We start from the raw sequence: 15,104 nt of genomic DNA on the forward strand, positions 1-15,104 counted from the left end.
ATCAAATAAAATATACAAAAATAACCGGAGCTGCGTCTGCAACCCCGGTTAAAAACCTTTCAAATAAGCCAAACCTCTCTATAACCAACACGAGGCATATAGCCGATTTGACCAGTCTGCGCAATTTGGACAAGATCAAAAATTTGTAAATCTCCAAGCGGTCCCTCCTCTTGGGAAGGACTTGGAATATGCCAACGAAGCGATATGACAGCTGTTCCTTTTGGTATTTTAGTTACCTGTGAATTTGATTCTGGTTTTTCTAAAAGGATATGGTCATGCATTGTTACATGAAATCGCTTTGTATGAAATTGATGAGTCAGTTGTGAACGTTGAAGTGTTAAACGAGCATTGTCTGCCACAAATGATTCACTATCTTTTGCAGCTGTTTGTAATACCTGCTGGGCCTGCCAAGAAGCAATCCGTCCAAGACTAATCACCGCATAAGACCTTACAGACGAACACGGATGTTTCGTTAATTGAGATAAATACGGAATCGCTTCATTTCCTAACGCTTCCCATTGAAATGTGCCAATATAGTAAACACCGTGCAGTAAAAGAGAATTCATCAGCTCACACGAAGGAGCTCCCCCCATGTTGTTCCACGTTTTATAAAGCTCAGTAGGGTTTGGCTTTTTAAAACCAACAAGAAGCTCATCTCCAACACTTATATAGCCTCTTAATCGATTAGCTTTCATCAATCCTTTTACTGTTGTGTTAAATTGGGCTGCCAAACATGGTAGTGTATCACCTGGCTGCACAACATAATAAGGTATACCGCCTGATTTTGGAAGCTGAATATCCTTTTCTGGAATAATAAGCGGCATTCCAGCAGAAATCACATTAAGATTACAAATCACATTCGCATGTAAAAGGTCCTTGATGGATACTTGAAACCTATTAGATATACCCCATAATGTATCTCCGTTTTGTACAGTGTAAAGCATAGCATTCTATACCTCCATTTTTATTAAGCTTTTCGGGTGTATTTAAGAGCAGATACTGCCATCCCAAATTCTCTTATAGTTAGATGATAAAATAGGCGTTTATTCCAAGAACTTAAAGAGGGGACGTTACATAATCTAGTTTTGGATGGATATAAAAACGAAAATGTTGCTGTTTTACGTGAATCTTTTTTGTGGAAGGACGTGATGAAAATAAATCATTTCATGCGAACAAATCAGGCAAATGTGGGCTATCAATATCCGTTTAACTATAATCAGCGTTCTTATTATCCGAGAAATCGAAAAGAAAACCATACAATTAAAGTAACAGGAAAAAGCATTTTATCAGCAAAGCCCGATCAGGCAGTCTTATCGCTTGGTATTGTGACAGAAGATATGGAAGTGCAGACGGCTCAAAAACAAAATGCGCTCATTTCAAATCAAGTGATTAACGCGCTCCATAACATGGGGATTGAAGAAGATGAAATTGAAACCGAATCATATACAATTGAACAAATGTATGATTACCCAAATGGAGAAAAAGTATTTCGAGGTTATAAAGTAAAGCATATGCTTAAGGTTACAGTGAAAGACCTTTCTAGAGTAGGAGAAATAATCGATGCTGCTGCACAGAACGGAGCAAATGTCATAAACCAAGTTGAGTTTGAAGTTTCAGATCGTAACTATTATTACCAAGAAGCCTTAAAACAAGCTTCTCTAAATGCAAGAAAAAAAGCAGAAACGATCGCCAATTCATTAGGCTTAACGATTAATCGAATTCCATTGTGGGTGGTTGAAGAAAGCGTTCAGTTCGAAACGCCTCGTTATCCGACACCTGTGCTGTACGCAGCAGCACCAGCTGAAGCAGCGACACCTATACAAGAAGGTGACATAAAGATCACTGCTTCTGTTCAAGCCATGTTTGAGTATGAAGGTTTTCAATCATTTGAATAAATAAAGTAATAAGGATTTTTCAAACAGGTATGTCTCTCAAAAGAAATGAGGGACATATTTTTTGTGAAATGATTAAAAATTCGCACAATGTACATATTAAAAATAGTTTCAGTTTAACATGATAAGGAGATAAAAAATGAAACAAAAATTAATCATCTTAATCATAGCCATTCTTTTTTCATTAACTGTTTTATCTGCGTGTAATGTCAATCACAATAACATGATTGAGCCTGAGGACGTGAATGTTGAACTGGTTCGCTATGATCGTAATAATGATCGAGATATGGAGATGAGAGGTAACGATCTAGATACAGACCCAAGAAATGTAGGTGATGAAGAAGATCTTGATACATTGTTTAACCTGGATGAAGAAGAGCCAGATTTATATGAAGAACCATCAGAAAAGCGGCGCGGTGAATAAGTAATAAAGCTTTAAACTCATTATCTTATAGTATGAACATGAACTTTTAGAATATGTGAGGAGATCATTACAAATAAAAAAATGGAATTGTTATCCGAACATATTTACAGGAAAACCTCAAACAATAAAAGCGTTGGAAGGTCATGTCTTCTAATAAAAAAGCAAATGAGGTGTTCAACAAGGTGAACAATTTAGCTTGGATTTTTAACGTTGGACGAGGCGTTCAACAGATTCTGCAGATGTTTGGAAATAGACGAAATAATAGAGGCGGTATGATGCTTTCTTTATTAGGTTTAGGAATGGGTGCTGCGGCTTATGGAATGACAAGAAGACGCAGAAATGGCAATGCACCGCAGCCTGCTGTACAGCCAATTCGAAATATGGTTACGGTCAGACCATTTGGAAAGTATTTACAAAATAGGTAATTGATAAAAAGCGGTCCTAGTTTTCGAACTAGGGCTGTTTGTTTTTCTAGTATTAAAATTTAGGTGTATTTATAATTTGACGAAAATTCATAAAAATGTCCCCATAAAAAGTAGAAAAAACACATTGATATAAGAAGGGATATAAGATATAAATGAAGGTGTAAAGGGAAGAAAAAAATTGGTAGTTAAAAGTAAGGGGATAAAAATGCTTGAAAAAGGATTTCAGAATGTAATGGATAACCTTCTGAATGCGGTAGTAATTTCACATAATGAATACTCCCGCCACTTAATTTTCTAGCGAAAATTTGAAGTGGGGGTTTCTAACGTATCGAACATTTCTGAACGCTTAACGTTAGGGGAGTTGACACATTGGCGGTCTAAATACGCCCAACTCCTCTATCCCATTGGTCTTACCTTTGGGACTTCTTTTAATAAGCCTACTGCAACATTTTCACACGTTGTGCTAGTCATGTATCACGCATCTTCGGCTTCTCTAGGCTTGAACATTTTACGCAGCAGAGCGTCTTTTCCTGCTATAACCTTATATGTTCAGTTTTCAATGAGCATGTACAAGGATGTACAACTATTATGATATCATTTATTACGTACTTGCGTTCGTCATAAATGATGGAAATTCACCCCTCCCTACTGATTGGGCGATCGCCCTTCACATTCCTTGAGGAAGGGGTACTCTTTCCAAAAACGATAGAAACGTGCTGTTTGTAAATTTGGCTGGGGTGGAATTGTTAGAGCATCATCACCTGAAGAGATAATCGGTCAATCATTAATGAACTTTATCCATCCAGACTTTAGACCAATTGCTAACAAACGAATTCAAAGAATTGAAGAAAATAAACAAAGTGTTGAACGTGTTGAGGGAAAATTTATTCGTATAGATGGAAAAGTGATTTATGTAGATGTGATTAGCTTTCCGACAACGTTTAATGGAAAGCCAGCCGTTCAGACGATTTTTTTAGATATTACCGAAAAGAAAAAAGCGAAACAAAGTCTAGTGGAAAAAGAAAATCAATTACGAATATTACTCAATGCTGCTCCAGATTTTATTTGCTTTAAAGATATGGAGAGAGAAGATGGATTGAGGTAAACGAATTTGGTCTGCGCTTATTTGAACTCCAAGATGTGTCCTATTATGGAGAAAAAGATTCTGAATTAGCGGAGTACAGCCCATTTTATAAAGAGGCTCTTTTGTATTGTAAAAAATCGGATCAAGACGTTTGGAAACAAGGAAATACGATGCGCGGGGAAGAAAGAATTCCTCAAAAGGATGGAAGAAATAAAGTTCTTGATGTTATTAAAGTTCCGCTCTATTATTCTGATGGAAGCCGTAAAGGACTTGTCATTTTTGGTCGTGATATTACTAATCAAAAGGATGAAGAGGAAAAGCATTCTGAAAGTGAAGCAAAGTATCGTGAGTTATTCAATAATACAAATGATGCGATCTTATTAGCCGAGGTTGAAAAACAATCTGACTACTTTCGGTTTATTGATGTCAATGAGCCGGCATGTCGGCTCTCAGAATATGATCGAAACGAACTGCTTTCAATAGTTGATTTTGATGTGACTGCTAGGATACAGTAGACAGTTTTTGCTAGACACGATAAACTACTTGTTTAGTCGCTTTAGGAATTCACGCATAAAACCAGGCAAGTCAGGCCAAGCATGACCAGAAACTAAATTGTCGTCCACATGAAGCGGTTCAGAAATATATGTAGCTCCAATGCGTTCAACCTCTGGTTTACATGCGACATAGGCTGTCATTTCACGATTTTTCAATTCATCGTGAAGCACTGTAAATACTAAGCTAGCATGGCAAATTGCTCCAATGGGCTTGTTTTCTTTAAAGAAGTGACGCACGATTTTGGGAATGTGTTCATTTAAACGGATATATTCAGGAGCACGACCGCCTGGGATAATTAAGCCATCGTAATCAGCGGGATTAATTTCTTCAAAAGCAGCATGTGCCTCTAGTTGATAGCCTTTTTTCTCCGTATATGTATCCCAATCTTCAAAATCATGGATAACGGTATGAAGAGTCTTTTTCTCTGGAGCAGCAATCGTAACATCTAGACCTTCTTCTAAAGAGCGATAATACGGATAATAAACCTCTAGTGCTTCGACTGCATCTCCCGTTAAAATCAATACTTTTTTCGGCATACAAATTCCTCCATTTAAATAAATTCACATTTTACTTAATACCCTTATCTTTCATTTTCGAATCCTTTTATTATCTGTTTTTAAAAAGATTAACGGAAAATGAACTTAGTAATTGTAATTTGTTAGATAAGTGCTTTAATTAAAAGTTTTGTCATTTTTAAGAAATAGAACAAAAATTGCTCCACTCATCAACCAATCAGTGCAGCTAAAGCTCTACTCTCGCATGAAGGTTCAGCAGTCGCTGAGATTTATAAGGAGGCAAAACGAGTAAAAGCGAATAAGGTCGTTATTTTCCGTTATTCAAATATATATTTCTATCATCGACCTGTTCAATAGAATCACTGCAGCAATACAACATTTGTTTTTTCTCATTAACCGTTCAATCTTTTCTATCGGCTTTTTTCCATTTCCGTTCAAAATTAGTGGAACTGGAAAGTTTAATAGATCTTGCATAACAAAAAGGATTAATGTGGTTTGAAGCAATAATAATCATTCATCTGCCAAACTATCAATTATGTTAAATTTTCTCGAAAATGCTCGATTGAAAACAATTATTATAAAAAATATCATAAATTAACAAATTATTAAACAATAATGATTATAGTATTTTAAATTTTCTTATTTTTTAGAAAAATAACTTGCGGAATGTAGAATGTAAATTTATAATAAAATTCACAATCGTGATCATTTTTGAACAAATTTTAACAAAACTGATTGAGAAGGAGGGGAAATTTAACATCATGATTCCAGAAAAAAGGCAGGTTGCGATCCTAGAATTACTTAAGCTAAAGAAGATGGTCAGTATAGAAGACATTGTGAAGGAGCTTAATATTTCGGGAATGACGGCGCGCAGGGATTTAAATCACATTGAAAAGAGTAGCAATCTTATTGTAAGGGTTCGAGGAGGTGCTAAATTAGTAGAAAATTCACCTGAAGCAAATTCAAGCTATTTAAATGATCGATTTCAACAGCAGTATTGCAGACACAGAGCGGAAAAAGCGGCGATTGGGAAAAAAGCGGCTTCGCTAATAGAAGATAATGAAACAATCCTGATTGACGCAGGTTCAACTACATTCCATTTTGCCAGACATTTGGACGGAAAAAATATAACTGCGATTGTGACCGCTGCCAATATCGCAGAAGAATTAGAAGGTCGAGAGGGAATTTCGACGATCTTAACAGGCGGCATATTTCGTTCCAGAGTGACTACATTGCTTAATCCACTTTCGGCGAATATTTTAACACAATTTTATGCAGATAAGGTGTTTATGGGCGTAACTGGTATTTCAGCGAGTCATGGTTTTATGTGCCATGATTTTTTGGAGGCTGATGTTAAGAAAATCCTTCTCCAATCTGGTAAGGCGGTTTACTGGTTGGCAGATTCCTCCAAACTAAACAAGGTAAGTACTATCCAAATTGCTGATTGGCAGCCTCATTATTGGCTGATAACAGATGATGGTATTGATGTGGAAATAAAGGAGGAACTGGGTTCAAAATGTAGATTAATCATAGCTTAAGAGAGGTGATAAATCGTTGAAGCATACTGTCGGGAGGACCAACGCCAGTTATTAATATGACACTGCGTGGAGCAGTAGAGGAAGCTTACAAAACGGAGAAAATTGATCAGATCTATGGGATGAGAAACGGACTTGAGGGTCTTCTCGGTAAAGGGATTATTTCATTACACGAGAATATGAAAGCGATTACGAAATCATCTGAACAGCCGGGGGCAATCCTTGGTAGATCAAGATACTCACCGAGCGAGAAAGAGTTTAAGGAAATCCTTCAATTCCTCGAAGAAGAGAATATAGAGATTTTTTGTTACATAGGGGGAAACGGCTCTTCCCGTACAGTAGCAGAGCTTCATCGACGCTCTGTAGCAGCCGGAAAAAATATACGTTTGTTCGTTCATATTCCAAAGACAATTGATAATGATTTATCTGGAACGGATCGATTAGAAGCTTATCAGCTTGGCAAGAAAGCTGTCCGCTATGCTCTTGAAGGTTACTCTGGGGGGAATGGTTGGATTGAACCGAATTTCTAATGAACAGTATCAATGTACCATCCAATGGACTGACTTATCGAAAAACGCCGGCCTTGAAAAGTCGTTCCCTCTGCAAAATAATTTTACAATTTCATACAAGAAAATATGATTGACCATTTTGGGGAATTCCTTTTCGATTTAACTCATGAAAAACGCCGATGTTTAAACCAGATTTTATCTAATTATCCAATCACTCAAGAAATATAGGGCTTTTTTCAATATTTCCGTAGCATTTTTCGTGAGAAAGGTGCTCAAATATTTCGTACCCTGCTTTCATTTGTACATTAACATCAAATAGAGGAGGGAATATTAGATGATAACCAAAGAATTCTTCATTAACCTTTCTATTTTTACTTTCCTGGTTAGTATGGCTATAGGTATTCGAATTTTTGTAATACATAAAAATTTTAAGTTTTACCATTTGTTTATAGGATTATATGCAGGTAGTGTTGCTGCTATCTTGATGTTCTTCCCGGTTACATACAATGGGTGGATCTTTGATCTTCGGGCTGCCCCTTTCATACTTTCGTTTGTTTACTTTGGTCGTATTGCTGGATGGATTACAACCATTTTCATTTGCATTAGCATAGCGTACCATTACATAGGAGGTCATCATTGGATACGAGGCGAACTTTTGTTTTTTGGAACAGCTCTTTTATTCACTGTGTTCAAAACTTATTTCCCAAACCTTCATCCCTTAAAAAATGTTTTTCTTTATCTGATTGGTCTTATGAGTGTTCATATTTTTCTAGTCACATTCTTTTCTTCTTTAAAACTATCTATTGCTTTTGAAATGACACGTGTATTATGCCTTTTTATTGGACTGTTAATGGGCATTTTTCTTATGGAATCTTACCAAAAATTGTATCGATTAACACAGGATTTATCGAAATTGAATCAATCATTAACAGAATCAAAACAAGAACTAAGGGATACAGTGCGTGAACAACAAGGTGTTATTTTTAAGTTTAAAAAGGTGAATGAACGTTTTATCTATACCTTATTTGACGGACAGTTAGCTCATCAATTAGGCATTAAACCTCAACATATAATAGGTAAGACAACGACCGTGTTTAAAAGGTTCTTGTCAGTAAGTACACTTCAACAAGTATTGGTCTATTATGAACGCGCGTGGAAAGGAGAAAGTGTAACGTTTGAAATGACATCGGTTTATGATAGGTCGTTCATTGTTGCCCTGCGGCCTCTTTTACGGAATGGACAAGAAGTTGTTGAAATAGTCGGTTCAATCGTAGATATAACGGCGTTGAAGAGAGTAGAAGAGGAATTATGGGCGACCAAAGAACGACTGAAGTCATTCATTAATCATAATACAGATGCTATCATTATATTTGATTTAAAAGGGCATATTTTACAAGCTAATAAAGCTTATGAGGAGATATTTGGCTGGTCAGCACAAGAAATTTTAGGTGTAAAATTACCTTGTGTACCAGACTTTTTAATGGATCAAGCTCAAGAAACCATTCAAAAGATTATATTTGGAGAACCTGCCATAACTAAGAGAGAAACGGTTAGACAACGAAAAGATGGAAGTCTTATCGATATAAGTATGACACTTTCACCTATTCTGGATTCAAAGAGAAATGTGATTGCTTTATCAGCAATCTATAGAGACATTACTGAAAGAAAACAAGTAGAAAGAGAACTCCATCAATTACATCAACAATTAAAGGAAAGTGAGATGAAATACCGTGTTCTATTTGAACAGGCAGCTGATGCTGTATACTTAGTGGAATTGAATGAGGATCGATATCCAGCTCGATTACTGGAAGTCAATCCAGTTGGATGTGAAAGATTTGACTGCAGCAGAGAAGAACTTCTCTCGATGCCATATGCCGATATTGTTCCTCAAAATTCTACCATGCTCAAAAGAAGTGTAGAAAAAATCAGAGAAGGAAAACGTTCTTTCACTTTACAAGACGAATTTGTCTTTAAAAAAACAGGCAAAAAAATAAATAATGAGTTTAGTGTTCGTGTTTTTAACTTGAATGGAAAGGAAGTTATACTGCTTATTTCTCGAGATATCACGGAACGGTTAAAAACAGAAGAATTATTACGGAAATCGGAGAAGCTTGCTGTCGTAGGAAAATTAGCTACAGCGATTGCTCATGAAATTCGAAATCCTTTAACGTCTATTAAAGGATTTATGCAATTACTAAAATCAACAGAAAATAAGGACATTCAGTGTTATGTAGAGGTGATGTTACTGGAGATCGAACAAATAGAAGATATTACGAATGAGTTTATGTCAGTAGCCAAGCCGCAGGCTGTGAAAATGTATCCTAATGATTTGCAGCTATTAGTAGAACAGATTGTAACACTGTTTCAATCTCAAGCGACGATGAATAATGTAAAAATTAGAAGAGAATTTGAATCCGACATTCCTTTGATTCCTTGTGAAAAGAACCAGTTAAAACAAGTGTTTATCAATATTATGAAAAATGCGATTGAAGCGATGCCGGCGGGAGGAGAAATTTTAGTCCAAATCAATAAACTTAATGATCATCAAGTAAATATTCGTTTTACTGATCAAGGGTGTGGGATTCCACCAGAACGTATTCCATATCTCGGTGAACCGTTTTATAGTATTAAAGAAGAAGGAATCGGCTTAGGATTAACGATCTGTTATAAAATTGTTGAAACACTTCAAGGGAAGATTGTTATTGAAAGTGAAGTTGATAAAGGAACGACAGTTGATGTCGTACTTCCTATCTATCCTCTTCAAAATCAAAGCATTCATTCATTGTCAGGTTCTGGTGAAAGGTAATTTCAAAAAACATAGAATATGAAGTTTCTGCTAGCTTACTGATTATGCTACATGTCAAACAGTTTATCAATGAATTCTTTTTGATTTTGGGCAGACTTCACTTTTTGGTGGATTTGCCCTTTTTTCATCCTATGTCTTATTGAAGTGACAGTTTCATACGTTTCAAATCCCAGAATGGAGCGTACTCTTTTCTTAATGAAATGATGATCTTGTTCTACGATATTATTGAGGTATGTTCCGTGTCTATTTAAAAATTCAAAAATAAAGGTAAGCTGTATTATACATGGTTAATATAACTTACCTTTTGATAAAAATTTAACTAAATAAAATAATTTTTTTGTTTTAATTGTTTTACGAATCTTTTAATATACCCTCTAAATCTTCGTCTTTGATGTTAATGTCAGCTTCTTTTTGAAGGTTGGAAATCACTTCGTTCATTGGCTTAGCCTTTTTAAATTTTAGTTCTTTTTCAATTCTATCTTTGCTGTCTTCGAATTTGTTTGTTTTCTTATCCGTTACTTTAATAATGTGATAACCGTATTTTGTTTTCACAAGGTCACTTACCTTATTGACGTCAAGTGAAAATGCAACATTGTCGAATTCAGGAACCATGTTCCCTTTTATAAAGTACCCAAGGTCTCCGCCTTTGTCTTTTGAACCAGGATCGATTGAATATTCACTAGCAAGTTTAGAAAAATCCCCACCTTTATCAAGGTTTTCCTTGACTTCTTTTGCTGTTTTTTCATCCTTGACAAGAATGTGACTTGCTTTAATTTCTACTTTATACTTGTCCTCAAATTCTTTTTTGATTTCTTCTTCAGAAACTTTAACTCCGTCTGTTGCAGCTTTTTCAGCCAATAACTCTCGTTTAACAAGATTGTTAAATACTTTTTCATCATTAATTCCCTGTTGCTTAAGAGCTTGCTTTAAGCCATCTTTACCACCAAATTGTTTCTCATAATCTTTGACTTTGGCATCAATCTCTTTATCTGTTACTTTATATTCTTTTTCAAGAAGCATGATATCAATCATTTGTCTTAAGACTTTGTCACCAGCTTGAGTTTTTAATTCGTTGTAAAACTCTTCTTTGGTAATTTCCCCAGCTTTGGATTGAACAATTATATCTGAATTGACATCACCTGGATTACAAGCAGAAAGAGTAAGGACTCCAGCTGCTATTCCAAGGGAAGATAACCATTTTTTCATACAAGAACACTCCCATTATAGTTAATAAGTTTAGACAATGTCTACTCTTGTGATTTCAGTTTGGAATTCTTCTTTTCAAAATTAAACAAACCTCACTATTACAAATCTCTTATTGTCATTCTTAATCTGTCTCTATCAAATGTGCCAAGAGTATCCCTTCTTCAACGAAGGAAGGAGGGGGTGAATTAGCGGTTTTGACCTAATTGAATCATCACTTATCCCCTTTACAATGAAGAAAAGGCCGTTTGAAAACTAAATATAGATGGTTGTTGTAGGAAGAAAGCTCTGTCACGTAAACGATTCAAGCGCAAATGGATCGCCTTAAAAGAAGTATCGGAGACAAGATCAACGAGATAGAGGGGTTGGGTGTTTTTTGCACACCAATGTGTCAACTCCACTAACGTTAATCGCTCGCTTTAATAGATCGACACGTTAGAAACTCCGACTTCAAATTTTCGTTAGAAGATTAAGTCGGGGATATTCATTTCTTGTTATTCATAAATTTAAAATCCGATTTCCCTCAAAGACACCGTTTCGTCTTTTCCTTTGGGAACACATCCTATCTTTGAATTATTTATAACATTTGAAAAGAAGGAACTAACAAAAATGATAGTTCCTTCTTTATATGGTTTTATGTCTAACTTAACGGATTTGAACTTCTTTCTTCTCATCTGCTGGAATACTTACATAAAGTACTTTTGTGTTTTCGTCGTAGAAGAATGTATTTGTTTGACCTTGCGTTTCTTCTAGTGAACCAACCTCTTGATACTTGTTGTTACCAGCTTGGATTCTAGATGGTTTTTCTACGTTGTTTAATTTCAACGTATATTGATGTAGTTTAGAGTCTTGGTAGCTGTAAGCTTGTTGTTTTTGTTTGAATGTAATCGCGTTTGGTTTACGTGTTACATCAAATTCTGTTAAGTTGTATTCCCCTTGTTTGTAGTCTTCTGTTGCACCATCATCTTCATAGAAGTTATAGGAAGCGTTTTTGTCTAAATACGTATCAAGAACAAGGTTTGTTAATGGTTTTTCATCAGTGTACTGCTGAACTTCACGAGTTGGAATAATCGATCCATCTTTCACGAAAATTGGTAAATGACCTAGTGGGGCATCTACAGTAATCGTTTGTCCGCCACTATATTGTTTACCAGTCCAATAATCTGTCCAGTTTACACCTTCTGGTAAGTACACGTTACGAGAAGTTTGCCCTTTTGTTACAACCGGTGCAAGCATCATAGAGTCACCGAACATATATTGGTCGCTGATGTCATAAGTGTTCTCATCGTTTTGGAATTGATAAACAAGCGGCTGCTGTACTGGTTTACCACTGTCTGCTGATTCTTTAAACTCATTGTATAAGTAAGGAAGCAGCTTGTAGCGCATTTCAATGTATTTTTTGCTGATTTTCTCAACTTCTGGACCAAATGCCCAAGGTTCTTGCCCTTGTTTTACCTCTGCTTTTGCATCACTATCATAGTGAATACGAGAGAATGGTAAGAATGCTCCGACCTCAATCCAACGAGCAAATAATTCTGCATCTGGACGAGAAGCGAAACCGCCAATATCATTACCAACAAATGAGACACCGGACATCCCTACATTCATATTCATAGGAAGTGACATCGCTAAGTGCTCCCAGTTACTTACATTGTCTCCAGTCCATAATGCAGCCCAACGCTGTGTTCCTGCATACATATCACGTGTTAACACGAATGGACGAGTACCAGGCTTATGCATTTTAAACGCTTGATAAGTTGCATCGGCTTCATCATGACCATATAAGTTATGATACTCTGTATGCATAATTTTGTTATCTTCTGTACCGAAGTAAGTATCAAGCGGCATTGTATGACGATGTCTATCATCATCAAGAAAGACCGCTGGTTCGTTCATATCGTTCCAAATACCGTCAATACCTTCATTTAATAGGACATCATGGTTTTTTGCCCACCAATCGCGTACTTCTTGTTTAGAGAAATCAGGGAACATCGAATCTCCAGGCCATACTGGTCCTACAAATGGAGTGCCGTCAGGATTTTTCCCCCAATAATCATTTTTTGTTCCTTCTTGATACATAAAGTAGTTTTCATCTTGTTTAACAGCTGGATCGTTAATTGCGATGGCGTGGAATCCAGACATTGCTTTTAAATCTTTTAATGCTTGTTTATACTCCTCATTCCATGTAGATACACGGTAGCCATCCATATAGTCGATGTCAAAGTGCATCGTGTCTAATGGAATCTCCTTATCACGATATGTTTTCGCAACATTCAGAATTTCATCTGCCGTATAACCCCATTTACTTTGATGTAACCCTAGAGACCATTTCGCAGGAACATCCATTTTCCCCGTTAAATCTGTATAGCGGTCGATTACATCTCCAATCTCCGGACCGTAAGCAAAGTAATATGTTAATTGCCCACCGTTTGCATAGAAGTAGTAGTAGTCATCAGACTCACTAGCCATTTCATAGTAGGAACGGTGTGTATTGTCAAAGAAGATACCGTATGCTTTTTCGTCTTTTAAACCGATAAAGAATGGAATTGCTGTATACAAGTATTTTGTATCTTTATCGTAGGCATAAGCATCTGTGTTCCATAAACCAATGCTGTCACCGCGTTTGTTAAGCTCTAATCCAGCCTGTTCACCAAAGCCATAGAAATCTTCGTCTTTATCTGTTTTCTTAAATACATAAGGTTTTCCGTTTTCATATCCTGATGTTTTACCTTGATTTACATAATCTTCATTGATGACATTTCCTTTTTTGTCAAGGAACCGCACACCAAATGGTTTCATCTTAATTTCAACCGTTATTTCATCTGTTTTTAGTGTGTATTTATCTGCGCTACCGTTTGCACTAAAGATAGGAGTATCCCACTCAGACGCTTTTTTGGCAATTCCTCTTGATTCGAATTCTTTCTCACCTTTTTTTACTACAGAAACTTTTACTAGATCTTTGTCAAAAAGACGAATATAAGCTTCATTTGTTCCTAAGTCTAACTTGACACCATTAGAAAGCTTTTCAACTCCTTGAACGGAAAGGTGTTGAAGGTTTTCTTTCACTAAAGGAGTGTCTGGCTCTGGTTGAGTAACTGCTGCTAGAACATTAGGGGCTTCTGCTGTAAAACCGATAGCAGTTGCAAGTGAAACGCTAGCTAATACTCGCAATGATTTTTTCGATAATTTCATTTTCTCACCTCATCTAATTTTTTTTGGGACATAAAACATTACACATAAAACATTGTACATAAAAGAGATAAATATTAAGAATTTTTGGTTCCTAGTCTGTTATCACCTCCCATAAAATTATTTGAGACTTAAAATGTGGTTCCTATCGACAAAGTGTTTCGTCAATGGGTTCTACAAACACTATACTCATCGAAAAAATGTTTCGTCAACTTCTTTTCTAGAGGTTCAAAGGATAGGTATTAAGAACTAATATCTTTGATTTTATAAAAATGAAAACGAATGCTTCTTGTTGTTAACCGTTTTCTGAAAAATATGAAATTAAGTAATTATACCTAGTTTTTTTGTACCATGTGAAGATAATCTATTAAAAATCTAATAATGAGCAAATTTAGTTTAAAATATTTTTTCTCTATAAAAATAAAAAAGATAGATAGGCAAATTTGTTTCTAAAAATCCTCATTTAAAGAAAAACAATTTGCAGGACTAATACACTATGAAAATCAGAAGAAAAGGAATTTATTGAGAAAAGTAAACAGTATTTATGACTGCCGCTTACACAGATGGAGGATTATGATAACGATTCATTATAGAATGTGAGGAAGGCGTCCTGCTAAAAGAATCGTAGGGGAATGCATACTATGATGGTTTTTTTCGCTATGATGAATGTTCATGGTTAGTGAAAAATGAACTTAATGGTGCGATTAGTGGACAATTTTGTAAAATAGTCCATTTCACTCTTCTAAGTATGACAAATGTACCGGTAGCAAAACTTGCAAAACGTCATAACGAAATTTATGATGTCATTATCGAGCCGCTGATGCAGGGAGCAGGCGAGATGGTTTTATTAATGAAAGAAACGAAACAACGATTTGAATGGAGAGATTTGATAATTAATTTAATTATTTTGAATTGTGTGAGATTTATCTTGTTTCACTGAATGAATTATGTTAAATTTTACATAGTG

13 protein-coding genes and 1 pseudogene are annotated in these 15,104 nt (G+C 35.8%); 9 read left to right on the plus strand and 5 right to left on the minus strand.

Annotated elements, in window-relative coordinates; translation table 11 throughout:
• Positions 1 to 59 precede the first annotated feature (59 nt).
• Positions 60 to 944 carry a LysM peptidoglycan-binding domain-containing protein gene (locus tag DS031_RS17365; protein WP_113807330.1) on the minus strand — a complete coding sequence of 295 codons (885 nt, stop codon included), beginning with the start codon at positions 942 to 944 and terminating at the stop codon, positions 60 to 62.
• Between the two features lie 204 nt (positions 945 to 1,148).
• Here DS031_RS17365 and DS031_RS17370 point away from each other — a divergent pair, with 204 nt between their 5' ends.
• From DS031_RS17370 to DS031_RS17390, 5 genes are all read left to right on the plus strand, one after another.
• Positions 1,149 to 1,895, plus strand: coding sequence for an SIMPL domain-containing protein (locus DS031_RS17370; RefSeq protein WP_181833213.1), 747 nt, complete (start codon positions 1,149 to 1,151; stop codon positions 1,893 to 1,895).
• A gap of 136 nt (positions 1,896 to 2,031) precedes the next feature.
• On the plus strand, positions 2,032 to 2,316 hold the full coding sequence (locus tag DS031_RS17375; protein WP_113807332.1) for a hypothetical protein: 285 nt from the start codon (positions 2,032 to 2,034) through the stop codon (positions 2,314 to 2,316).
• A 182-nt stretch (positions 2,317 to 2,498) separates the two neighbouring features.
• Positions 2,499 to 2,741: a hypothetical protein gene (locus DS031_RS17380; RefSeq protein ID WP_113807333.1), complete on the plus strand. Its 243-nt coding sequence runs from the start codon at positions 2,499 to 2,501 to the stop codon at positions 2,739 to 2,741.
• Between the two features lie 769 nt (positions 2,742 to 3,510).
• Positions 3,511 to 3,846, plus strand: a complete 336-nt coding sequence (locus tag DS031_RS17385) for a PAS domain S-box protein (RefSeq protein WP_342767261.1) — start codon at positions 3,511 to 3,513, stop codon at positions 3,844 to 3,846.
• Between the two features lie 35 nt (positions 3,847 to 3,881).
• On the plus strand, positions 3,882 to 4,340 hold the full coding sequence (locus tag DS031_RS17390) for a PAS domain-containing protein (RefSeq protein WP_113807335.1): 459 nt from the start codon (positions 3,882 to 3,884) through the stop codon (positions 4,338 to 4,340).
• Between the two features lie 24 nt (positions 4,341 to 4,364).
• On the opposite strand, the gene DS031_RS17395 is transcribed toward DS031_RS17390, so the two are convergent.
• Entirely contained in the window at positions 4,365 to 4,916 is a 552-nt protein-coding gene (locus DS031_RS17395; protein WP_113807336.1) for a DJ-1/PfpI family protein, read from the minus strand.
• A 740-nt stretch (positions 4,917 to 5,656) separates the two neighbouring features.
• Here DS031_RS17395 and DS031_RS17400 point away from each other — a divergent pair.
• The 3 genes from DS031_RS17400 (at position 5,657) to DS031_RS17410 (ending at position 9,745) form a co-directional block, all read left to right on the plus strand.
• The gene (locus DS031_RS17400) at positions 5,657 to 6,433 is read left to right on the plus strand and encodes a DeoR/GlpR family DNA-binding transcription regulator (protein ID WP_113807337.1); all 777 of its coding nucleotides are present in this window, start codon (positions 5,657 to 5,659) and stop codon (positions 6,431 to 6,433) included.
• A gap of 26 nt (positions 6,434 to 6,459) precedes the next feature.
• The gene (locus DS031_RS17405; protein ID WP_281269142.1) at positions 6,460 to 6,960 is read left to right on the plus strand and encodes a 6-phosphofructokinase; all 501 of its coding nucleotides are present in this window, start codon (positions 6,460 to 6,462) and stop codon (positions 6,958 to 6,960) included.
• Between the two features lie 313 nt (positions 6,961 to 7,273).
• On the plus strand, positions 7,274 to 9,745 hold the full coding sequence (locus DS031_RS17410; RefSeq protein WP_113807339.1) for a PAS domain S-box protein: 2,472 nt from the start codon (positions 7,274 to 7,276) through the stop codon (positions 9,743 to 9,745).
• Positions 9,746 to 9,792: 47 nt separating this feature from the next.
• Here DS031_RS17410 and DS031_RS23970 read toward each other — a convergent pair.
• The 3 genes and pseudogenes from DS031_RS23970 to DS031_RS17425 form a co-directional block, all read right to left on the minus strand.
• A pseudogene (locus tag DS031_RS23970) lies at positions 9,793 to 9,990 on the minus strand (IS6 family transposase); the annotation flags it as partial.
• Between the two features lie 106 nt (positions 9,991 to 10,096).
• Entirely contained in the window at positions 10,097 to 10,951 is an 855-nt protein-coding gene (locus DS031_RS17420; RefSeq protein WP_113807340.1) for a peptidylprolyl isomerase, read from the minus strand.
• 642 nt (positions 10,952 to 11,593) lie between these two features.
• Positions 11,594 to 14,140, minus strand: coding sequence for a glycoside hydrolase family 31 protein (locus tag DS031_RS17425; RefSeq protein ID WP_113807341.1), 2,547 nt, complete (start codon positions 14,138 to 14,140; stop codon positions 11,594 to 11,596).
• A 676-nt stretch (positions 14,141 to 14,816) separates the two neighbouring features.
• On the opposite strand from DS031_RS17425, the gene DS031_RS17430 reads away from it, so the two are divergent.
• Positions 14,817 to 15,077, plus strand: a complete 261-nt coding sequence (locus tag DS031_RS17430) for a hypothetical protein (protein ID WP_113807342.1) — start codon at positions 14,817 to 14,819, stop codon at positions 15,075 to 15,077.
• Positions 15,078 to 15,104: the final 27 nt, after the last annotated feature.

The sequence above is a fragment of the Bacillus taeanensis genome, assembly GCF_003318295.1.
Lineage (GTDB): Bacteria > Bacillota > Bacilli > Bacillales > UBA6769 > Maribacillus > Maribacillus taeanensis.

Excerpts from the sequence above, each read along its gene's own strand:
- DS031_RS17370 (WP_181833213.1), top strand. The coding sequence starts at position 1,149 with ATGAAAATAAATCATTTCATGCGAACAAATCAGGCAAATGTGGGCTAT.
- DS031_RS17410 (WP_113807339.1), top strand. The coding sequence starts at position 7,274 with ATGATAACCAAAGAATTCTTCATTAACCTTTCTATTTTTACTTTCCTG.
- DS031_RS17400 (WP_113807337.1), top strand. The coding sequence starts at position 5,657 with ATGATTCCAGAAAAAAGGCAGGTTGCGATCCTAGAATTACTTAAGCTA.
- DS031_RS17375 (WP_113807332.1), top strand. The coding sequence starts at position 2,032 with ATGAAACAAAAATTAATCATCTTAATCATAGCCATTCTTTTTTCATTA.
- DS031_RS17365 (WP_113807330.1), bottom strand. The coding sequence starts at position 944 with ATGCTTTACACTGTACAAAACGGAGATACATTATGGGGTATATCTAAT.
- DS031_RS17420 (WP_113807340.1), bottom strand. The coding sequence starts at position 10,951 with ATGAAAAAATGGTTATCTTCCCTTGGAATAGCAGCTGGAGTCCTTACT.
- DS031_RS17425 (WP_113807341.1), bottom strand. The coding sequence starts at position 14,140 with ATGAAATTATCGAAAAAATCATTGCGAGTATTAGCTAGCGTTTCACTT.
- DS031_RS17395 (WP_113807336.1), bottom strand. The coding sequence starts at position 4,916 with ATGCCGAAAAAAGTATTGATTTTAACGGGAGATGCAGTCGAAGCACTA.